Raw genomic sequence first — 20,559 nt, 5'->3', positions numbered from 1 at the left:
CCGCGACAAGCTCATGGCATGAACAGGCGTTGGTCCTGGCCTCGACGCCAGGCCGCCACGTCGACAGGTCTTCGAGGGGCGCTGTGAACCCATCCCTGGGCGCTAACTTTTGCCATCCCTGGCAATAACCCCCTCTGCGACCTGTCCCCGTGGCTTGTGCATGGTTCGGTTCGCCGTCTCGGGCGTTACCTTTCTTACTCGCCCTGCTCTTTCATCGCGGCCAGGGCGGCGCGCGGGTCGCGGGGATAAAAGCGCTCCGGCTGGCGGGCCACGTGGGCGAAGACGCGAGTGTCCTTGTAGGGCATCTTCATGAAGCCCGAGACGCCGAGCCCCTCGATGCGCCCCACCGCGGCGAGGATGTCGTCCAGCCGGCGGCGGAATTCGGCCTCCCGGGACGGGTCGAGCAGCCGGTAGTGGCTATGGATCTTCAGGTGCTCGGGCAGCGCCTCGAAGATGATCATGCCGGTGTGGTGGATCTCGTTGAGCGCCTCCAGCGAGGCGATGATGGCCTCGGGCAGCACCAGAAACTCCTCCGGGTCCGGGCCGTCCTCGAAATAGCTGTGCAGCCGCGAGCGATCCTCGAGCTCCGGCACCGCGCTGACCTCGTAGGCCAGCCGCAGGTCCGGCGGGATCACGAAGGGACGCTCCGGGCCCTCGCGGTCCAGGTGCAGAGTATCGCGGGCATTGAACAGGCAGCTCTTGAAGATGCCCCGGCGGTGGATGCCCCGGGCCAGGTCGACCATGTTGTTGACCGCGGCGATGAAGGCCGGCTTGAGCTCGGGATCATGCAGGTTCAGCGAGGAGTCGATGTAGACGCCGTCGGCCTCCCAGCGCACCGCCAGCCCGCCCACCACCGGGTACTTGCCGAGCCGGCTGACCGCAGCGAGAAAGGCCTTCTCGGTCTCGCCCATGCCCTGCATGAAGTTCTTGTAGTAGCGGTCGAGCTGCACGTCGTTGACGTCGCTGAGGGTCTCCCTGCCGTCCTCCTCGCGCAGGAAGGCCTTGCGCGAGCTGTAGACCACGGTGTCGATCTCGCGGTCGGCGGCCCGGGCCCATACCGGCACCAATGGCGCCTCGGGCGGGCTCGGCAGGTCGAGCATCACCAGCCGCGACAGGCGCGGCATCTCGCGCAGGAAGTGATCGCCGGCCTTCATGCGGGTGCGCGGGTCGGGGTCGAGCATGCCGTCGAGCATGCGCGCGAACTCCATGGGCAGGCCCAGCGAGGTGGCCGGAATCGCGCGGTGACCGAAACGGCACGACTGGGCCGAGGCCAGCGCATAGAGCGTGCCGGCGGCGCCCTGCTCGTCGAAGCGCGGCGACGACAGCGCGCCGTTGAGCTGGTCGTCGCCGATGAAATAGACGTCGCCCAGGCGGGCGTTGGTCTGCTGCAGGTTGTCCGACATCAGCTCCATGACGTTGGCCGCGACGAACTGCAGCTCGGCGTCGAGCTGGGCGAACACCGAGGAGCCCCAGTCGATCAGCGCCACGCTCTCGTCGCGTTCGTCGAACACCAGGTTGGAGGGCTTGATGTCGCCGTGGACGATGGGCCGGCCGGAGGGGCCGGACTCGCGGCGCAGGGCGCGCAGGATATCGGCCAGCTGGGCGGCGATGTGCACCACCCGCCGCGGCGACAGCCGTCCCTCGCGCAGCGAGACCTCCTCCAGGTTCTCACCGGGCGCGCGCTGCATCACCAGGATCGACTGGTGGCGCACCCGCTGGAAAGCGATCAGCCGCGGCACCCGGGGATGGGCCACCTGCTCGAGCATGAAGGCCTCTTCCTCGAGGCGGTCCTGCAGCGACTGGGGCAGGTTGACCCGGGTGAACTTGAATACGTACTGCTCGCCGCCGGCGGTGAGGCCGGCGAACACGAAGCCGTAGGCGCCCTTGCCGATTAGCTCGATGTGCCGGTAGCCCAGCTGCTCGAGCTGGGCCTGGCACAGTGCCACCCACTCCCGCAGCTTGCGGGCGTCGTGATGGCTCAGCAGATAGACCGACTGGTCTTCCGGAATATAGAACTGCTGCAGCGGCTGGGTCATCGTCCTCCCCGTGGCGATCCTCAGCTCAGCTCGAGCAGCATGGTTTCCGGGTCTTCCAGGTAGCCCTTCCAGGCGTTGCAGAAGCGCGCGATGGTGCCGCCGTCGAGCAGGCGGTGATCGCCGGCCCAGGTCACGGTCATGATCGCCCGGCGAGTCACCTCGCCGGCCTCGTCGAAGCGTGGCAGCCACTGGCTCTTGCCGATGGCGACGATCGCCGCCTCCGGGGCGTTGATGATCGGCGCGGCATAGGTGCCGCCCAGGGCACCGATGTTGGAGATGCTGATGGTGCCGCCCTGCAGATCCGCCTGGGCCACGCGCCCTTCCCGGGCCGCCCCGGTCAGCCGCTGGATCTCGCCGGCCACGTCCAGCAGGCTCAGGCCTTCCACGCCCTTGACGTTGGGCACCATCAGGCCGGCCCTGCCGTCCACCGCCATGCCGATGTTGCAGGACGGCAGGTAGTGGATCTCGTCGCCGGCCTCGTTGAGCCGGCTGTTGAGCAGCGGGTAGTCCCGTATCGCCAGCGCCATGGCCTTCATGAAGAACGGCATCAGGGTCAGCCTGACCTCCCGCGCCTCGGCCCGGGGCTTCAGCCGCTCGCGCAGCGCCAGCAGCTCGGTGACGTCGATCTCCTCGCCGTACTGGAAGTGCGGGATGGTCGAGGCCGCGGCCACCATCTGGCGGGCCATGGCCGCGCGCACGCCGCGCAGCGGCTCGACGCGTATCTCACCCTGAGCCTGATCCTGCCCCCTACCCGATGCGGCAGAGGGCGCCGTCGGCTCGGCGGCTGCCCCGTCGCCTTCGACCAGCGCCAGCACGTCCTCCTTGAGCACCCGCCCATCCTTGCCGGAGCCGGGTACGTCCTCGAGGCGCAGGTCATGCTCGCGCACCAGGCGGCGCACCGCGGGGCTGGCCGGAATCCGGCCATGGGGGCCCTGGCCCGAGGCGGCCCGGTCGGGGCGCTCCTGCTCGGCGGAGCACACGGTGCTCGCCTGCGGCGCCGGCGTCTCGAGGCGGGGCGCTCCTGTGTCGGTGTCAGCGTCGTCGTCGACCTCCTTCGCCGGCGCCGGTGCCTCGGCATCCTCCGGCTCGGCGGCCGATTCACCGTCCGCCATCTCGTAGGCGAACAGCGGGGCGTGGACCTTGGCAATCTCGCCCTTGGCCACGTGCAGCTTGGTGACCCGCCCGCCCTCGGGGGCAGTGATCTCGACCAGGGCCTTGTCGGTCATCACCTCGACCACCGGCTGATCCTCCTCGATGGCGTCGCCCTCGGCGACCCGCCACTCGACGACTTCACACTCCACGATACCCTCGCCGATATCGGGCAGCTTGAACTCGGTCATCGTGCTTGCTCCTGTCCTGGACTCAGTAGTTGACGCTCTCGCGGATGGCCTCGAAGACCTTGAGGTGATCCGGCAGATACTCCTTCTCCAGCGTCAGCGGGAAGGGCGTATCCAGGCCGGTCACGCGCAGGATCGGCGATTCCAGGTACAGGAAGCAGCGCTGCTGCAGGGTGGCGGCGATCTCGCCAGCGAAGCCGCCGGTCTGCGGCGCCTCGTGGGTCACCACCAGCCGGCCGGTCTTGAGCAGCGATTCCGCCACGGTGTCGGCGTCCCAGGGCAAGAGCGTGCGCAGGTCGATCACCTCGCAGGAGATGCCCTCCTTCTCGGCCAGCTCGACCGCGCGATCGATGACTTCCATCTGGGCGCCCCAGCCCACCAGGGTGACGTCGCTGCCCTCCTTGGTGATCTCGGCCTCGCCCAGCGGCAGCTGATAGTCCTCCTCCGGCACCTCGCCGGTGGACGCACGGTAGAGCCGCTTGGGCTCGAAGAAGATCACCGGGTCCGGATCGCGAATGGACGCCAGCAGCAGGCCCTTGGCCTCGTAGGGATTGCGCGGCACCACGATCTTCAGCCCCGGCGTATGGGTGAAGTAGGCCTCCGGCGACTGGGAGTGATAGTGGCCGCCGGAGATGCCGCCGCCGTAGGGCGCGCGGATGGTCAGGCCGCCGACGTTGAACAGGTCGCCGGAGCGATAGCGGAACTTGGCGGTCTCGTTGACGATCTGGTCGAAGGCCGGAAAGATGTAGTCGGCGAACTGGATCTCCGCTACCGGCACCGAGCCCTGAGCGGCCAGGCCGTTGGCGAAGCCGACGATGCCCTGCTCCACCAGCGGCGTATTGAAGCAGCGCGCCCGGCCGTAGCGTTCCTGCAGATGGCTGGTAGCGCGGAAGACCCCACCGAAGCCACCCACGTCCTCGCCGAAGCACAGCACCTTCTCGTCCTCGGCCATGGCGATGTCCAGGGCGTGGTTGATCGCCTGCAGCAGATTCATGGTCGGCATATCAGGACTCTCCCTCGTCGTCGGTGCGGCTCAGCTCGGGATCGAGGAAGCGCGCCCCCTTCGGATAGGCCTCCGGATGGCGGCGGATATGGGACTTGAGCGCATCGAGCTGCTGCTGCAGGGCCGGCGTGACCTCGGCGTAGACGTCGGTGACCAGGGTATCGAGGGGCGGCGGCGGGCGCTTCTCGGCGCGCTTCATGGCCTCCAGCACCTCGCGGCGCAGCCGCTCCTGCAGTTCCTTCTCCTCATCGTCGCTCCACCAGCCCTGGTCGTACATCCAGCGCTGCATGCGCAGGATCGGGTCCTTCTCGCGCCAGGCTTCCTCCTCCTTGCGCGAGCGATAGCCGGAGGGGTCGTCCGAGGACGAATGCGCGGCCAGACGATAGGTCATGGCCTCGATCAGCACCGGCTTGTTGTGCTCGACGGCGATGCGCCGTGCCTCCTGGGTGGCGCGATGGACCGCCAGGATGTCGTTGCCGTCGACGCGGATCACGTGCATGCGATAGCCGAAGGCTCGCGGCGCCACGCCGTCGGCGGCGAACTGCTCGATGGCCGGGGTGGAGATGGCGTAACCGTTGTTGCGGCAGAAGAAGATCACCGGCACCTCGTGCACCGCCGCCATGTTCAGGGCGGCGTGGAAGTCGCCCTCGGAGGCGGCGCCCTCACCGAAGAATACCGCGGTGCACTGGCCCTCGCCGGCCAGCTTCTGGCCGTAGGCATAGCCGGTGGCCTGGGGAATCTGGGTGGCCAGCGGCGAGGAAATGGTCATGTAATGGAGCTTGCGCGACCCGTAGTGGATCGGCATCTGGCGCCCCTTGCCGTAGTCGAGCTCGTTGCCGAACAGCTGGTTCATGAACTCGTCGAAGGTGAAGCCGCGATAGACCAGCGCGCCCTGCTCGCGGTACTGGGCCATGATCATGTCGGCCTCGTCGAGCGCCGCGGTGGCGCCGATCACCGCGGCCTCCTCGCCGGTGCACTGCATGTAGAAGCTGAGCCGGCCCTGGCGCTGGGCGGCCATCATGCGCTCGTCGAGCACCCGGGTGGCGATCATCGCCCGGTAGATGGCCCGAGCCTCGTCGCGCTCGAGGGTCGGAGCCTCGGCGCCCTCGCAGAGGGTGCCCTCCTGGGTCAGCACCCGATAGGTGGGAATGCTGAACTCGTCACCGGCCAGAAACTCCGGCACGTGAATATCTCGCGTCGTGGTCATCGTCGTGATCCTTACCCCTTTTGGGGGCAGTGTTGTCGCTCTTGTGTCGGACCGCCAGGGGATCGCCCGGGCGTCGATCAACGCACGACTCTGACGTTAACGTAAACTGAAAACCTTCGATAGCACGACGAAAGTCACACGCCGGCGAGGCCGCGTTCTTAAGCGGCGGCCGGCTGCAGCCGGGCGAAGACGCTGTCCACGGTCAGCGCCAGCAGCCCGATCAGCAGTGCGCCCTGCAGCACGTAGGCAGTATTGCCGTTGACGATGCCGGAGATGATCGGGTCGCCCAGATTGCTCGCCCCCACGGTGGCGCCGATCGCCGCGGTGGCGATATTGATGGTCACCGAGGTGCGGATGCCGGCCAGGATCACCGGCCAGGCCAGCGGCAGCTCCACCTGGCGCAGCAGCTGGCCGCTGGTCATGCCCATGCCGCGGGCGGCCTCGCGCACGCCGGAGTCGACGCCCTCGAGCCCGGTCAGGGTGTTGCGCACGATCGGCAGCAGCCCGTAGAGCAGCAATGCGACGATGATCGGCAGGGTGCCGAAACCCAGCACCGGCACCGCCAGCGCCAGCACCGCCACCGGCGGGAAGGTCTGCCCGATCGAGGCCAGCTGGGCGACCAGCGGCAGGAAGTCGCGGCCGGTGCGCCGCGTCACCGCCACCGCGGCGCCGACGCCGATCGCCACCGCGGCCAGCGCCGCGACGGCCACCACCAGCAGATGGCGGCCCAGCAGGGTCAGGAAATCGGCCCGGGCATAGACGACGCTGCGGCTGTCCGGCTCGACCAGCCGGAACAGCCCCTCGAGCCAGGGCATGCCCACGCAGGCGGCGAGCAGCAGCACGGCCCAGGCCAGCGGCACCAGCCAGCGCGTCCCTCCCCGCGAGACCAGGCGACTCACCGCCTCACTCATGATGCTTCGCCCCCACCAGCTGGCGCAGCGACAGCTCGCCGACCGGCATGTCCTCGTCATCGACCACGGCCAGGCGCTCGGCGTGGCGCCACAGCATCATCGACAGCGCCTCGCGCAGGGTGGCGTGGCGGGAGATCCTCTCCCGCGGCAGCAGCCGCGGGCTCAGCGGCATCATCCGCTCGCCGACGGTCAGCAGCGCCGCCTCCTTGAGGCCGCGGTCCTCGCCGCCGAGCAGCGATTCGACGAAAGCGTCGGCGGGCTCGCGCAGCAGCTCAAGCGGATGGCCCTGCTGGCGGATGCGTCCGCCGTCCATGACCACCAGCCGATCGGCCAGCCGCAGCGCCTCGTCCATATCGTGGGTGACGAAGACGATGGTCTTCTGCAGCCGCGACTGAAGCTCGCGCAGTTCATGCTGGAGCGTCTCGCGGGTGATCGGATCCAGCGCCCCGAAGGGCTCGTCCATCAGCAGAATATCGGGATCGGCGGCCAGCGCCCGGGCCACGCCGACCCGCTGGGCCTGACCGCCGGAGAGCTGGCGCGGATACTTGCCGGCGAATTCCTGCATCGACAGGCCGAGCATCGCCATCAGCTCCTCGACCCGCTCGCGGATCCGTGCCGGAGGCCATTTCAGCAGCCGCGGCACCAGGCCGATGTTGCGCGCCACCGTCCAGTGCGGAAACAGCCCGGTGCTCTGGATCGCATAGCCCATGCGCCGGCGCAGAGTCTCCTCGCGGAAGTCGCGGATCTGCTGGCCGTCGATGTGGATCTCGCCGTCGCTGTGCTCGATCAGGCGGTTGATCATGCGCAGCGTCGTCGACTTGCCGCAGCCGGAGGTGCCCACCAGCACGCACAGCTCGCCGCGTTCGACGCGCAGCGAGATGTCGTCCACCGCGGCGGTGTCGCCGAAGCGCTTGGACACGCCGATGAGTTCGATCATGTGGCCTCTCCCTGGCGTGTAAGGTCGGCCAGGGCGCCCAGCAAGGCATCGGCGAGCAGCGCCATGACCAGGATCGGCAGGGCGCCGAGCAGCACCATGTCCATGGCCGCCTGCCCCAGCCCCTGAAAGATGAAGGTGCCGAGGCCGCCGGCGCCGATCAGCGCGGCCACGGCGGTCAGGCCGATGGCCTGCACGGTGGTGATGCGAATACCCTCGAGGATCACCGGCGCGGCCAGCGGCAGGCGCACCTGACGGAACACCTGGCCGCGACTCATGCCCATGCCCCGGGCCGCGTCGATCACGCCGGGGTCGACCTCATCGAGGGCCACGAAGGTGTTGCGCACCATCGGCAGCAGGCTGTAGCCGACCAGCGCCAGCAGCGCCGGGGCGGCGCCGATGCCGCTCACGCCCAGCGCCGCCAGCCACTCGACGTGGGCGCCCAGCCAGGCCAGCGGCGCCAGCAGCAGGCCGAACAGCGCCAGGCTGGGAATGGTCTGCAGGAAGTTGAGCACCGCGAAGCCGAGCATGCGGCAGCGCGCCCAGCGGCGCATGGCCAGCGCCAGGGCCACGCCGAGCACTAAACTGACGCCGACGGCGGCGCCGACCAGCAGCAGATGCTCGACGATGGCGGCGATGAAGCCGTCGCGGCGCGCCAGGAACTCCTGGCGCAGCGCCAGCGGGGCGAGGTCGAACGTCAGCCAGGCGGCGAAGCTCGCCAGCGGCACCAGCAACAGCGACCAACCCAGCGTCCGCGACAGCGCCAGGCGCGTGCGCAGCTCGATCAGCGCCAGCAGCAGCAGGAACAGCGCCACCCAGACCCCGGCGCCCACGCCCATGCGCGCCTGGGGCAGATCGGCCTCGACCAGCCTGGCCGCGGCCAGCGCCAGCCAGGCCGGCAGTGCGGCGAGCATCGCCACCACCAGCCCCAGGGCCCAGCGCAGGCGGCATCGTTGCGGGCGCCAGGCCAATGCCAGCACGGCGAGCATCGGCACCAGGCTGATCAGGAATCCCGGCCAGCCGGCCACCTCCCAGGCGGCATGGCCCTGGCCGGGTACGATACGATTGGGGGCGACGCTGACGGCATCGAGCCCGCTCCAGGCGACCAGGGTCGCCAGCAGCAGGCTCAGCAGCACGACGTTGGGGCGAGGCACGTCCCTGTTCCCTGTCTCCTCGTTCACCCCGCGGCTCATTCGTCCAGGGTGTCGAGGAAGTCGCCGGCCACCTTGGCCGGATCACGGCCGTTGACGGCCACATCGCCGTTGAGCCGCTGCAGGGTGTCGCGGTCCAGCGCCTCGAACACCGGCGCCAGCAGGGTCTCGATCTCGGGATGCGCCTCGAGCACCTCGGCGCGTACCACCGGCGCCGGCTGATAGACCGGCTGCACGCCGAGGGTGTCGTCCAGCACGTGCAGATCGAGGGCCTTGAGGCCGCCGTCGGTGCCGTAGGTCATGGCGGCGTTGACGCCGCTGGTCTGCTGGGCGGCGGCGCGCATGGTGGCGGCGGTATTGCCGCCGGAGAGCACCAGCAGCTCGTCCTCGGAGAGCTCGAAGCCATAGGCGTCCTGGAAGGCCGGCAGCGCCTGGGGCGACTCGACGAACTCGGCGCTCGCCGCCAGCTTGAACTCGCCGCCGTCGTCGAGATAGCCGGCCAGGTCCTCGAGGCTCGCCAGCTCGTGCGCGCGGGCCAGATCGCCGCGCACGCTGATCGCCCAGGTGTTGTTGGCCTCGGCGGGCGTCAGCCACACCAGATCGTTGGCTTCGCGATCCTTCTGACGGACCGTCTCATAGGCCTGCTCGGGGTCCTTCCACACCGGGCTGTCGGCCATGTCGAAGAAGAAAGCGCCGTTGCCGGTGTATTCCGGGTAGAGATCGATCTCCCCGGCGGTCAGGGCCGTGCGCACGATGCTGGTGGCGCCCAGCTGCAGGCGATCCTCCACCGCGATGCCGCCGGCCTCCAGGCGTTGCAGGATCAGCTGCCCGAGCACCGAGCCCTCGGTGTCGATCTTGGAGGCGATCACCACCGGCTCTCCGGCGGCGTCCTGGGCCTGCGCCGCGCCCAGGGTCATCAGGGTGCCGGCCGCGATGGCGGCGAGACGTGTCAGTGCTGGCTGCATGGATACCACCCGCTTCCCGAATGAATGTATGCTGGAGTATAAGACCTGTATAGCTTCGCTGTCAGAGCGCCATCTCAACGCCCGGAGCGAGACCGCATGCCGCCATTCCGCGATGACATCCGCCCCTGGCGCCACCCGCTGGTACGCGACCTGGCCTGGCTGTTGCAAGCACCTGACCTGATCACCCTCGAGACCCCCGGCCGCCCCGATCGCCGCAGCCTGGGTCTCGAGAGCGACGCCGCCCTGAGCGACTATCTGAGCCACCTGGACGAGGCCCCGAGCGATCTGGAGCGCTACGTCGGCGCGGCCCTGGAGGGCCGCATGGGCCACTATCACGAGCGCCTGTGGCAGTTCCTGCTCGATACCGCACCGAATACCCGCCTGCTCGCCCACAACCTGCCGGTGCTTCAGGAGCGTCGCACCCTGGGCGAGCTCGACCTGATCTACGCCGAGTCGCCGGATCCTGTGCCCGTCCATCTCGAGGTGGCGATCAAGTACTACCTGGGTCTCACCGAGGGCCCGGGCGCCGACGACGATCAGGCTCGCTGGGTCGGCCCCGGCGGGCTCGACAGCCTGGCCCTCAAGCGCCATCACCTGGAGCACCACCAGCTGCCGCTGGCCCAGCGCCCGCTGGCGCGCCAGGCGCTGGCCGAACGGCTGGGAGCGCCGGTGCCGGGGCTGCGTCAGCGCCTGGCCATGCCCGGGGTGCTGTTCCACCCCTGGCAGACGCCTCTGCCCTCCCCGCGCCAGGCCACGCCCGACCACCTGCGCGGCCAGTGGCTGCACTGGCACGACTGGCCAGCCTGGTGCGAGCGCCTGCCGGAAAACGCGCTCGGCGCCTGGCTGTGCAAGCCTCACTGGCTGGCGTTTCCTCCCCTCCCGCAGATGAGCCCGCTGTCGGTCCTCGAGCACCGGCTGCGCCTGCACTTTCTCCGCGGCGGCGCGCCGGTTCAGCTCGCCATCCTTCTCGACACCCCCTCGTCCCCGAGCTGGCAGCGCGTCTTCGTCGTCGACGATGCCTGGCCCCATCGCCTCCCGCTGCCACCGGCATGATGCACTAACGGCCTTCTCGCGCCGGACTTGAGCGACATATTTTGTAACCTGAATTTACAAACAGCGTTTCTCAACTATGCTGACCATAAGGCCGCCCCCGGCGGTCCGACAGACCGGCGACAGTGAGTCGCTCCCTGGGTTATATGCCGTTCGGAGGAATGCCACATGAACCAGGTACTGCGGTTGCCCCACATGCCCGTTGAGCAACACTCACTCCCTCGAGCGCGGCCAATGGGCCGCGGCCAACGCCAGGAGTCACGCCTCCGAACGCGCTCCCGGCCCCATGAACGGGTCGACGTCGGCTGTCTCGCCCACGCCCCTCATGAAGACCTTGGCCCGGTAGACCTCGCCAACGCCCAGCGTCGAATCGATTTCTATTCACGCTGGCACGGGCTGACGGAACCCCGTCTGAAGATCTGGAAGGCTTGCTGAGCAATCGCCCGAGCGGGCGGCTCACGAAGGAAGGTGACGCATGAACATGAACGCTCGGATCGCCCCGCGCTGGCATCATGTCCACGCCGACTGGTGGCAGGACGACCGGGGCAACGACATCCACCGTGTCGACATCGATGACGATGCCCTCTACCACTGCCATCTCGTCGGATCGACCCTGCCCTGGGACGCGGTCGCCGTCAGCCTCGACGAAGCCATGGCACTGGTCGACGAGACGCTGGGCGAGGAAACGCACTGAGTCTTCTGCCCCCAGACGCAAAACGCCCGGCACAGAGCCGGGCGTTTCGACATCTTGCATTGGCGATCACGCCAGCTGAATCATGCGCTTTGCGTAGCCGATCAGGTCATCGGCCTGATGGCGGATGATCGACATCACGATCGGCACCTGGACGGCCTGATAGTCATGCACGGCGATGTTCCGAAAGCCGGTCATGCGCTTCATGGTCTCACCCAGCGCCTCATCGAGCAGGTCCGCCTGCACCAGCAGCGAAAAGACATCTCGCGCACTCTGCGGCAATCCCAGCTGCTGCAGACGCACCAGGCGATTGCCCGCATCGATGGCCGCCTCGCAGGCACGCTGCAGATTGAGGATGGCGGCATCCTGACGCGTCTGATCGGACTCGAAGGTGTCGGGATCCTTGTCGTACTCTTCCCTGGCACGCCCGATGCATCGCTCGATCGTGGCGGCCTTGTTCAGCAGCACGTCATCGGCCATGAATGCTTCCCCGTTGCTTGATGTCCTCGATCAGGGCACGCCGCTGAATGCCGAGGTCCCAGTACTCACTGAATATGGCCAGCTCGAACTCGTCGGCCTCGGTGCCGGCACGCCACAGCGGCACACCTTCCGAGACCACCTGATACTGCATGACGGTCGAGGCGTCTCGCAGATCCACGAGATCGACGTCCCGATCCAGCAGGCTGGCGAGAGTTCCCGCCAGCGCCCAGCGCTGGTCGGATGCCATGGCCGAAGGCAGGAGAACGGCCAGGTCGACGTCGCTGTCGTGTCGCGACATCTCGGTCGCCTGGCTGCCGAACAGATAGACGGCCTGCAGCGCTGGCAACGCCTGGCGCAGCGATTCGACGCAGCGCTGGCAGTCCTCCGGTCTCAGCGGCATGGCATGCCTCCCGACAGCAAACGAGGGGCGACTCGCGAAGCACGCGCCGCCCACGCGGCTTGACGCAATCCGCCGTTACTCGCCCGGCGCCTCGAACACCCAGCCGGTGCCCTCGCGGCTGTCCTTGAGCACGATGCCCAGTGCGGCCAGCTCGTCGCGGATGCCGTCGGCGGTGGCAAAGTCGCGGGCCTTCTTGGCCTCGGCGCGCTGGGCGATCCTGGCCTCGATCTCGGCCTCGGTCATCGGCAGCTCGCCGGCACCGGCGCCCTTCAGGAAGGCCGCCGGCGCCTGTTGCAGCAGGCCGAGCACGCCGCCCAGGCGCTTGAGCTCGGCGGCCAGGGCCGGCGCCTGCTCGGGGCTTTCCTTCTTGGCGCGGTTGAGCTCGCGGGCCAGGTCGAACAGCACCGACACCGCCTCGGCGGTGTTGAAGTCGTCGTCCATGGCCGCGGTGAAGCGCTCGTCGAAGCGCGCATCGACCTCGCCTTCCCGTACCTCGACCCCGTCCAGGGCCAGCCCGTCCAGAGCATTGTAGAAACGCTCCAGCGACTTGCGGGCGTCGGCCAGCGACTCCGGCGCGTAGTTGATCGGGCTGCGGTAGTGGCTCGATACCAGCAGGTAGCGCACCACCTCGGCGTCGTGATGCTCGAGCACGTCGCGGATGGTGAAGAAGTTGCCCAGCGACTTGGACATCTTCTCCTGGTTCACCCGCACCGCGCCGGCGTGCATCCAGGTGTTGACGTAGGGCTTGCCGGTGGCGGCCTCGCTCTGGGCGATCTCGTTCTCGTGGTGCGGGAAGGTCAGGTCCGGCCCGCCGCCGTGGATGTCGAAGGTCTCGCCCAGGCAGCAGGTGGACATCGCCGAGCACTCGATGTGCCAGCCCGGACGCCCCTCGCCCCAGGGCGAGAGCCAGTTGACCTCGCCGGGCTTGGCGGCCTTCCACAGCACGAAGTCGAGCGGGTCTTCCTTGTGCTCGTCGACGTCGATCCGGGCGCCGGAGCGCATGTCGTCCAGGTCACGGTTGTTGAGCTTGCCGTAGCCGTCGAACCTGCGCACCCGGTAGTAGACGTCGCCGTTGTCCGCCGCGTAGGCATAGCCCTTGTCGATCAGCGTCTGAATCATCGAGACAATCTCGTCCAGGTGCTGGGTCGCACGCGGCTCGGCGTCCGGACGCAGCACGCCCAGGCGGCCCTCGTCCTCGTGCATGGCATCGATCATGCGGTCGGTGAGCGCCTCGATGGTCTCGCCGTTCTCGTCCGCCCGCTTGAGGATCTTGTCGTCGATGTCGGTGATGTTGCGCACGTAGCTGACGTCGTAACCGCGGGCCCGCAGGTAGCGGGTGATGACGTCGAAGGCCACCATCACCCGGGCGTGGCCCAGGTGACAGAAGTCATAGACGGTCATGCCGCAGACGTACATGCGCACCTTGCCCGGCTCGATGGGCGTGAAGGTTTCCTTGCGACGCGTCAGGGTGTTGTAGATCTGCATGTCAGCCCTTCTTCTGGGCCTTGGCCCAGCCATCCTTGAGTCCCACGGTGCGGTTGAACACCAGCTTGCCGTCGCGGCAGGCGTGGCGGTCGGCGCAGAAGTAGCCGACCCGCTCGAACTGGAAGCGACTCTCGGGCGCGGCATCGGCCAGGCTCGGCTCGCCCATGGCCTGCACCACGGTCAGCGACTCGGGGTTGAGGTGCTCGAGGAAGTCGGCGTCCTTGTCCTTGTCCGGCTGCTCGACGGTGAACAGGTTGTCGTAGAGACGCACCTCCATCGGCACCGCCTGGGCGGCGCTGACCCAGTGGATCACGCCCTTGACCTTGCGGCCCTCGGGGTTCTTGCCGAGGGTATCGAAATCGACCGAGCAGCGCAGCTCGCTGACCTCGCCGGCCTCGTCCTTGATCACCTCGTCGCAGCGGATGACGTAGGAGTTGCGCAGCCGCACTTCCTTGCCCGGCGCCAGGCGGAAGAACTTCTTCGGCGGCTCCTCCATGAAGTCGTCGCGATCGATGTAGATTTCCCGGCCGAAGGGAATCTCGCGCACGCCCATGTCCTCGCGGGCCGGATGCCCGGCGACCCGGTAGGTCTCCGCGAAGTCCTCGGCGACGTTGGTCAGCACCACCTTGAGCGGCTTGAGCACGCACATGGCGCGCGGCGCGTTGTCCTCGAGGTCAGAACGGATCGCGTGGTAGAGCATGGCGATATCGACCAGGCCGCCGTCGGCGCGGGTCACGCCGATCATCTCGCAGAACTTGCGGATCGAGGCCGGGGTATAGCCGCGGCGACGCATGCCGGACAGCGTCGGCAGGCGCGGGTCGTCCCAGCCGTCGACGATGTTCTCGTCCACCAGCAGCTTGAGCTTACGCTTGGAGGTCAGGGTGTAGTTCAGGTTCAGCCGCGCGAACTCGATCTGGCGCGGCTTGGCCGGCACCGGAAGGTTGTCCAGGAACCACTCGTACAGCGGGCGGTGATCCTCGAACTCCAGGGTGCAGACGGAGTGCGTCACCCCTTCCAGGGCATCGGACTGGCCGTGGGTGAAGTCGTAGGACGGGTAGATCTTCCACGTGTCGCCGGTCTGATGGTGCGAGGCGTGGCGGATGCGATAGAGGATCGGGTCGCGCAGGTTGATGTTCGGCGCGGCCATGTCGATCTTGGCGCGCAGCACCTTCTCGCCCTCGGCGAACTCGCCGACGCGCATGCGCTCCAGCAGGTTGAGGTTCTCCTCGACGCTGCGCTCGCGGTAGGGGCTCGGCGTGCCGGCCTCGGTCAGGGTGCCGCGATATTCGCGCATCTCTTCCGGAGAGAGATCGTCGACGTAGGCCTTGCCCTCGCGGATCAGGTGCTGGGCCCACTCGTAGAGGGTCTCGAAGTAGTCCGAGGCGAAGCGCACATCGCCGGCCCACTCATAGCCCAGCCAGCTGACGTCTTCCTTGATGGCGTCGATATAGGCCTGCTCTTCCTTCGCCGGATTGGTGTCGTCGAAGCGCAGATGACAGTCGCCACCGAACTGCTCGGCGAGCCCGAAATTCAGACAGATCGACTTGGCATGGCCGATGTGCAGGAAGCCGTTGGGCTCCGGCGGGAAGCGGGTGACGATCTTCCCCTGTCGGCCGGCCTCGATCTCTTCGCTGATCTGGTTGCGAATGAAGTTCGGCGCGCTGGTGGTCTCGCTGGTCATGTTGATTGGGCAACCTCTGGTTGAACGCGGGCCTGTCGTCGCGACGCCGCGGGCCTGACCACGGCTTCGCGCATCGACGCAAAACGGCTATTATAGCGCCACCTGCCCATAGGGCGCCAAGGCATCCCGCTTCGAGAAGACAGGACATCATGATGATCATCTTGCAGACCAATTTCGGCGATATTCATGTCGCCCTGAACCACGACAAGGCGCCGAAGACCGCCGCCAATTTCGAGCAGTACGTGCGCGACGGCTACTACGACAACACCCTGTTCCATCGCGTGATCGACGGTTTCATGGTCCAGGGCGGCGGCTTCGACCTGGACTTCAACCAGAAGCAGACCCGCGGCCCGATCGAGAACGAGGCCGACAACGGCCTGGCCAACACCCGCGGCACCCTGGCCATGGCCCGCACCCAGGACCCGCACTCCGCCAGCGCCCAGTTCTTCATCAACGTGGCCGACAACGACTTCCTCAACCATCGCGGCAAGAACCTGCAAGGCTGGGGCTACTGCGTGTTCGGCGAGGTCGTCGAGGGCATGGACGTGGTCGAGCGCATCAAGGGCGTGGCCACCACCCGCCGCGGCATGCACGCCGACGTGCCGGCCGAGGACGTGATCATCCAGCGCGCCTACGTCCAGGACGACGCCGAGGCCTGAGTCCTCGCCCCGTGAGTCCCGCGCCCTCGCCTTCCGGCGGGGGCGTTTTCCTTCATCCTCTGCCCGCGAGAGATGCCATGTCGACCCTGCTGATCTCCGATCTTCACCTGCATCCCGGCGCCCCGGCCATCACCGAGGGCTTCCTGAACTGGCTGGAGACCCGCGCCGCCGGCGCCGAGGCGCTCTATATCCTCGGCGACTTCTTCGAGGCCTGGATCGGCGATGACCTGCTGGACCTCGGCGCCGCCGACCCCACCGGCACCGCCGCGCTCGCCGCGCGCATCGCCGAGGCCCTGAAGCGGCGCGCCGAGGCCGGCACCACGATCTACCTGATGCACGGCAACCGCGACTTCCTGCTCGGGCAACGCTTCGCCGAAGCCGCCGGCGCCACCCTGCTTCCCGATCCCAGCGTGGTCAACCTCGGCGACGAGCGGGTGCTGCTGATGCACGGCGACAGCCTGTGCACCCGGGACGAGGCCTACATGACCTTCCGCGCCAAGGCCCGCGACCCGCAGTGGCAGGCGCAGATCCTGGCCATGCCGATTCCCGAGCGCATCGCGCTCGCCAGGCAGCTGCGCGACCAGTCCGGGGAGGCCAACTCGAACAAGGCCGAGGACATCATGGACGTGACGCCGGCCGAAGTGGTCGAGGCCCTGCGCGAGCACGGCGTGACCACGATGATTCACGGCCATACCCACCGCCCCGCCATCCATGACGTCGACATCGACGGCACGCCGGCGCGTCGCTTCGTGCTGGGCGACTGGCAGCCGGACCAGGGCTGGGAAATCGAGAGCGTCCCGGGACAGGCGCCGGTGCTGCGCGACTTCCCGCTGCAGGACTGAGGCACACTCTCATTTTACCTTGGGGCCAGACCCTTCAGCGGCCTTAGGATTGCAAATCCTAAGGCCGCTGAAGGGTCTGGCCCCGTCTCTGCTCGGACTTGATCCTCTTCCTGTCAGCGACGACAGCCGACAAGCCCGGCCTCGAGCGCCTCGGCGTCCGGCATCTCTCCGGCCTCGGCGATCAGCTCCAGGCGCGAGTCGCGGCGCCACTCGCTGGGCGAGAGCGGCGCGTCGTTCCTCGCGCGATTGACCGTGACCCATCCCGTGTCCGTGTGCAGCACGCCCTTGACCCGCAGCGCCGCCGGCAGGGCGTCCAGCCAGGCCGTGATGGCCGCGGTGGCGAAGACCTCATCGGCATGCCAGCGCCAGCCGAGGCTTTCATGGCCCAGTGACGCGCCGCTCTCGCGCACCGGCGCCCCGACGCGCGGCGCCCGGGCGTCGAGATCGAGCAAGAGCCCCGGCGTCTGGGTCTGGATCTGGGCCTGAGCACGATGCGACGCCGGAGAGGCAGGCTCGGCTCCCTCCCGGTGAGCGCCACCCTCGAGCAACCGCGCGACCGGCAGGCGACCGTGAGGCGCCTCGACGACCCAGCGTTCACCCGGCAGCGTCTCGGCCAGCCAGTCCCGCGCCGCCATCACCCGCGCCGCGTCGAGCCGATCGACCATGGTCAGGGCCACGCCGTCGGCCAGCCGCAGCTGATCGAGGAAGGTCTCGTGGCCTCGCGCGCGCGGATCGTCCAGGCGCCGCGGATCCAGCACCGTCACCACGTCCCGAAGCGAGAGCACACCGGCGAAGGCCTCTCCCCGCAGCAGCTCGATCAGCCCCGACGGGTGGCCGAGCCCGGAGGGCTCGATGATCAGCCGGTCGGGCCGCTCGCGTCGCAGCAGCTGCACCAGGCTCGTCTGCAGCACCGTGGCCAGCTGACAGCACAGGCAGCCGCCCGGCAGGGCCTGAACCACGACATCGTCGCGTTCGGCGAACATCGTCTGGTCGACGCCGACCTGGCCGAACTCGTTGATCAGCACCGCCCAGCGCTCGCCGGGTGGCTTGTGCGCGATCAGGTGGTGGATGAGCGTACTCTTGCCACCCCCCAGGAAGCCGGTGATCAGATGGGCGGGAATATCGCGAAGCGGCGGCCGGGTCATGGGCAACTCTCATCGGCGGAAGGAAGATCGGTGGTCATCATCGCATGCTCACCGCTCCGCGCCCCAGGACGACGCCTCAACGAGGGTAAAGCATGCAAGATAACGGTATAAATAGCGAGCCGACTGGCTCGGTCAGATTCGCTGCGACAACACGAACGACAGACGCGAACGACAGACACGCAAAAGGGGGCCGAAGCCCCCTTCTTCCTCTTGCCTCTACCGTGGCGCGAGTCGAGTCGACCGTCAGGGACGCTCGATCTCGGCCTGCTCACGCAGATGGTCGAGCAGGCCGTTGACCGCCGCCTGGGAGCGCAGCTGCTGGGCCATGCGCGCCACGAAGGACTCGATCTGCGCATTGGCCTCGCCCTCGGTGACGGACTCCAGCCCGATCAGCACCACCCGCTGACCGTCGTTGGCACGGCCGTAGACGGTCTCGCCCTCCGATGGATGCGGCAGACGGAAGGCGGCCTCGATCACCGGTTGAGCCAGACCACTCTCGGCCTGGCGGCTCAGCGATTCGGCCCGCTGCCAGTCGAGTCCCAGGGTCTCGCCGCCACGCAGCGACGCGAGCATCTCGTCGGCGCGCGCCTCGAGGGCCTCGCGGGTCTTCTCGGCCTCGACGGCCGCCACGACACGGTCGCGCACCTCGTCCAGCGGCAGCGTGGTGGCATCGCGATGCTCGACCACGCGCAGCACCATGCGGCGATCCTCGTCCAGCTCGATGACCTCGCTGTTGAAGCCCTCTTCCAGGACGTCATCGCTGAAGGCCTGGCGCATCACGCCCGGCTCCGACAGCACGCCGTCGACATCATCACGGCTCACCCAGTCGCTCTGGCGACGCTCGAGACCGAGATCCTCGGCCACGCTGGCCAGGTCCTCGGCGGCGAAGCTCTCGTCGATCAGCCGCTGGGCCTTGTCGTTGAAGGCGTCTTCGACCTGCGCCAGCGCCACGTCCTGGCGCAGGCGGTCGCGGGCCTCTTCGAACGGCGGGCGATCGAGCTCGGTGACCTGGATCAGGTGCAGGCCGTTGTCGGTCTCGACGATATCCGACACCTGCCCCTCGTCGAGCGCGAAGGCCGCGTCCTCGAAGGCCTCGCCGAAGAAGCCGCGGCCGATCACGCCCAGGTCACCGCCGGCATCGCTGGTCGAGGTATCGTCGGAATAGTCGGCGGCCAGATCGGCGAAGGCCTCGCCGTCGGCCAGCCGGGACTTGACCTCCTCCAGGCGGGCCACCGCGTCCTCGCGGCTGCGCTCGTCACCGAAGCTGACCATGATGTGGGAGACACGGCGGTCGGCGCTGGCCGCTTCATCCTGCCAGGCCTGGCGGAGGTCCTCGTCGCTGACCTCGACGTCCTCGGCCATGGCCTGCTTGTCGAGCACCACGTAGGCCAGCTTGACCTGCTCGGGGCGCTGGTAGGCGTCGGCATGAGCCTCATAGTAGGCCTGGAGGTCGGCGTCGTCGATATCGGGCGCCGCCTCCAGGTCGGCCGGGGTCAGGGCATAGTGACGGAAGGTGCGCGCCTGACGCTGCAGCTCGGCGAGGCGCTCCTGCTCGCTCGGCAGGCTGAACTCGCTGATGACCAGGCCCTGCTGGAGCTGGCGACGCTTCATGTCCTCGCGCAGCTGGGCGCGGAAGGAAATGGGCGTGAAGCCGGCGCTGGCGAGACGATTCTTGAACAGCTCGCTGTCGAAACGGCCGTTGGCGTCCTGGAACTCCGGCAGGGTGACGATCAGCTGGTCGATCTGGGCATCGGAGAGATGCAGGCCGCCCTCCTCGGCATACTGGGTCAGCAGCTGGTTGGTGATCAGGCTGTCGAGCGTCTCGGCCCGCAGCTGACGCTCCTGCTCCGGCGGCACCTGGCCGCTGCGGATCGCCCGCTGCACCTGCAGCTCGAGCTGCTGACGCGTGATCGGCTCGCCATTGACCGTGGCGACCTCCTCACCGTCGCTGTTCAGCAGCCCCACCAGGGACTCCACGCCGAACAGGGCCATGGTCACCACCACGGCGCCGACCAGGATCTTGGCACCCCAACTGGTGGAGCGGTCACGAATACTTTGCAGCATGCAGGCCTCTGCGGATCAAGTGGTTCGGGACGCCCATCTTACAGGCGTCCACCTTGGCCACGCGACGGCGAGCACAGCACGCTCGGCGCCTGCGGGGCTCCGAAAACGAAACAGGCGCACCGCGACAGCGGTGCGCCTGTAGGGAAACGTCGGTCAGGAAGACGGCAAGGCCGTGTCCTTAGTTGACGGAATCCTTGAGCGCCTTGCCGGCCTTGAAGCTCGGCACCTTGGCGGCGCTGATCTCGATCGGCTCACCGGTCTGCGGGTTACGGCCGGTACGCGCGGCCCGCTCCTTGACGGTGAAGGTGCCGAAACCCACCAGGGAGACGCTGTCGCCCTTCTTCAGGCTGTCAGCCACGGCGTCGACCATGGCGTCCAGCGCACGGGAAGCGGCTGCCTTGGGAATATCGGCAGACGCAGCAATGGCTTCGATCAGCTCGGACTTGTTCACACTTCACCCCTTGACTGTTACGTAAATTGGCTCTAATCGGCGAGACTTACGGCTGACTGACGCGATC

At 68.1% G+C, this 20,559-nt stretch carries 19 protein-coding genes; 4 read left to right on the top strand and 15 right to left on the bottom strand.

Annotated features, from left to right (window positions below):
- Positions 1-194 precede the first annotated feature (194 nt).
- From UN84_RS07415 to osmF, 8 genes are all read right to left on the bottom strand, one after another.
- Positions 195-2,036 carry a protein kinase domain-containing protein gene (locus tag UN84_RS07415; protein WP_046078613.1) on the bottom strand — a complete coding sequence of 614 codons (1,842 nt, stop codon included), beginning with the start codon at positions 2,034-2,036 and terminating at the stop codon, positions 195-197.
- Positions 2,037-2,056: 20 nt separating this feature from the next.
- Positions 2,057-3,376: a 2-oxo acid dehydrogenase subunit E2 gene (locus UN84_RS07410; RefSeq protein ID WP_173834980.1), complete on the bottom strand. Its 1,320-nt coding sequence runs from the start codon at positions 3,374-3,376 to the stop codon at positions 2,057-2,059.
- 22 nt (positions 3,377-3,398) lie between these two features.
- Complete coding sequence (locus UN84_RS07405) at positions 3,399-4,376, bottom strand: alpha-ketoacid dehydrogenase subunit beta (protein WP_046078612.1); 978 nt, start codon at positions 4,374-4,376, stop codon at positions 3,399-3,401.
- A 1-nt stretch (position 4,377) separates the two neighbouring features.
- A complete protein-coding gene (locus UN84_RS07400; RefSeq protein ID WP_046078611.1) occupies positions 4,378-5,583 on the bottom strand; it encodes a thiamine pyrophosphate-dependent dehydrogenase E1 component subunit alpha in 1,206 nt (401 codons plus the stop codon).
- Between the two features lie 158 nt (positions 5,584-5,741).
- Positions 5,742-6,494 (bottom strand): ABC transporter permease, encoded by a 753-nt coding sequence (locus tag UN84_RS07395; RefSeq protein ID WP_046078610.1) that lies wholly within the window; start codon positions 6,492-6,494, stop codon positions 5,742-5,744.
- On the bottom strand, positions 6,487-7,431 hold the full coding sequence (locus UN84_RS07390; RefSeq protein WP_046078609.1) for an ABC transporter ATP-binding protein: 945 nt from the start codon (positions 7,429-7,431) through the stop codon (positions 6,487-6,489). Before UN84_RS07390 ends, UN84_RS07395 begins: the two co-directional genes overlap by 8 nt.
- Complete coding sequence (locus UN84_RS07385; RefSeq protein ID WP_173834979.1) at positions 7,428-8,621, bottom strand: ABC transporter permease; 1,194 nt, start codon at positions 8,619-8,621, stop codon at positions 7,428-7,430. The genes UN84_RS07390 and UN84_RS07385 overlap by 4 nt, the downstream gene beginning before the upstream one ends.
- The gene (osmF, locus tag UN84_RS07380; protein ID WP_046078606.1) at positions 8,618-9,544 is read right to left on the bottom strand and encodes a glycine betaine ABC transporter substrate-binding protein OsmF; all 927 of its coding nucleotides are present in this window, start codon (positions 9,542-9,544) and stop codon (positions 8,618-8,620) included. Before osmF ends, UN84_RS07385 begins: the two co-directional genes overlap by 4 nt.
- Positions 9,545-9,640: 96 nt before the next feature.
- On the opposite strand from osmF, the gene UN84_RS07375 reads away from it, so the two are divergent.
- Together UN84_RS07375 and UN84_RS07370 are read left to right on the top strand one after the other, a co-directional pair.
- Positions 9,641-10,597, top strand: a complete 957-nt coding sequence (locus UN84_RS07375) for a DUF1853 family protein (protein WP_046078605.1) — start codon at positions 9,641-9,643, stop codon at positions 10,595-10,597.
- A gap of 472 nt (positions 10,598-11,069) precedes the next feature.
- Positions 11,070-11,288, top strand: coding sequence for a hypothetical protein (locus UN84_RS07370; RefSeq protein ID WP_046078604.1), 219 nt, complete (start codon positions 11,070-11,072; stop codon positions 11,286-11,288).
- Positions 11,289-11,354: 66 nt separating this feature from the next.
- Here UN84_RS07370 and hepT read toward each other — a convergent pair whose 3' ends face one another.
- The 4 genes from hepT to UN84_RS07350 form a co-directional block, all read right to left on the bottom strand.
- Entirely contained in the window at positions 11,355-11,765 is a 411-nt protein-coding gene (hepT, locus tag UN84_RS07365; protein ID WP_046078603.1) for a type VII toxin-antitoxin system HepT family RNase toxin, read from the bottom strand.
- Entirely contained in the window at positions 11,755-12,165 is a 411-nt protein-coding gene (gene mntA, locus UN84_RS07360) for a type VII toxin-antitoxin system MntA family adenylyltransferase antitoxin (RefSeq protein ID WP_046078602.1), read from the bottom strand. The genes hepT and mntA overlap by 11 nt, the downstream gene beginning before the upstream one ends.
- Positions 12,166-12,240: 75 nt before the next feature.
- Complete coding sequence (gene cysS / locus UN84_RS07355; RefSeq protein WP_046078601.1) at positions 12,241-13,650, bottom strand: cysteine--tRNA ligase; 1,410 nt, start codon at positions 13,648-13,650, stop codon at positions 12,241-12,243.
- Between the two features lies 1 nt (position 13,651).
- The gene (locus UN84_RS07350) at positions 13,652-15,331 is read right to left on the bottom strand and encodes a glutamine--tRNA ligase/YqeY domain fusion protein (protein ID WP_046078600.1); all 1,680 of its coding nucleotides are present in this window, start codon (positions 15,329-15,331) and stop codon (positions 13,652-13,654) included.
- A gap of 152 nt (positions 15,332-15,483) precedes the next feature.
- Here UN84_RS07350 and UN84_RS07345 point away from each other — a divergent pair, with 152 nt between their 5' ends.
- On the top strand, positions 15,484-15,990 hold the full coding sequence (locus UN84_RS07345; protein WP_046078599.1) for a peptidylprolyl isomerase: 507 nt from the start codon (positions 15,484-15,486) through the stop codon (positions 15,988-15,990).
- A 77-nt stretch (positions 15,991-16,067) separates the two neighbouring features.
- Positions 16,068-16,832, top strand: a complete 765-nt coding sequence (locus UN84_RS07340; RefSeq protein WP_046078598.1) for a UDP-2,3-diacylglucosamine diphosphatase — start codon at positions 16,068-16,070, stop codon at positions 16,830-16,832.
- Positions 16,833-16,945: 113 nt separating this feature from the next.
- Here UN84_RS07340 and UN84_RS07335 read toward each other — a convergent pair whose 3' ends face one another.
- From UN84_RS07335 to UN84_RS07325, 3 genes are all read right to left on the bottom strand, one after another.
- Positions 16,946-17,977, bottom strand: coding sequence for a CobW family GTP-binding protein (locus tag UN84_RS07335; RefSeq protein ID WP_046078597.1), 1,032 nt, complete (start codon positions 17,975-17,977; stop codon positions 16,946-16,948).
- Between the two features lie 243 nt (positions 17,978-18,220).
- A complete protein-coding gene (locus UN84_RS07330) occupies positions 18,221-20,041 on the bottom strand; it encodes a SurA N-terminal domain-containing protein (RefSeq protein WP_046078596.1) in 1,821 nt (606 codons plus the stop codon).
- A gap of 178 nt (positions 20,042-20,219) precedes the next feature.
- Positions 20,220-20,492, bottom strand: a complete 273-nt coding sequence (locus tag UN84_RS07325) for an HU family DNA-binding protein (RefSeq protein WP_016855018.1) — start codon at positions 20,490-20,492, stop codon at positions 20,220-20,222.
- Positions 20,493-20,559: the final 67 nt, after the last annotated feature.

It is taken from the genome of Halomonas sp. HG01, assembly GCF_000968715.2.
Taxonomy (GTDB): Bacteria; Pseudomonadota; Gammaproteobacteria; order Pseudomonadales; family Halomonadaceae; genus Halomonas; species Halomonas halophila.
The sequence above is the reverse complement of the archived record's forward strand: the minus strand, read 5'-3'. Positions and strand labels throughout refer to the sequence as shown.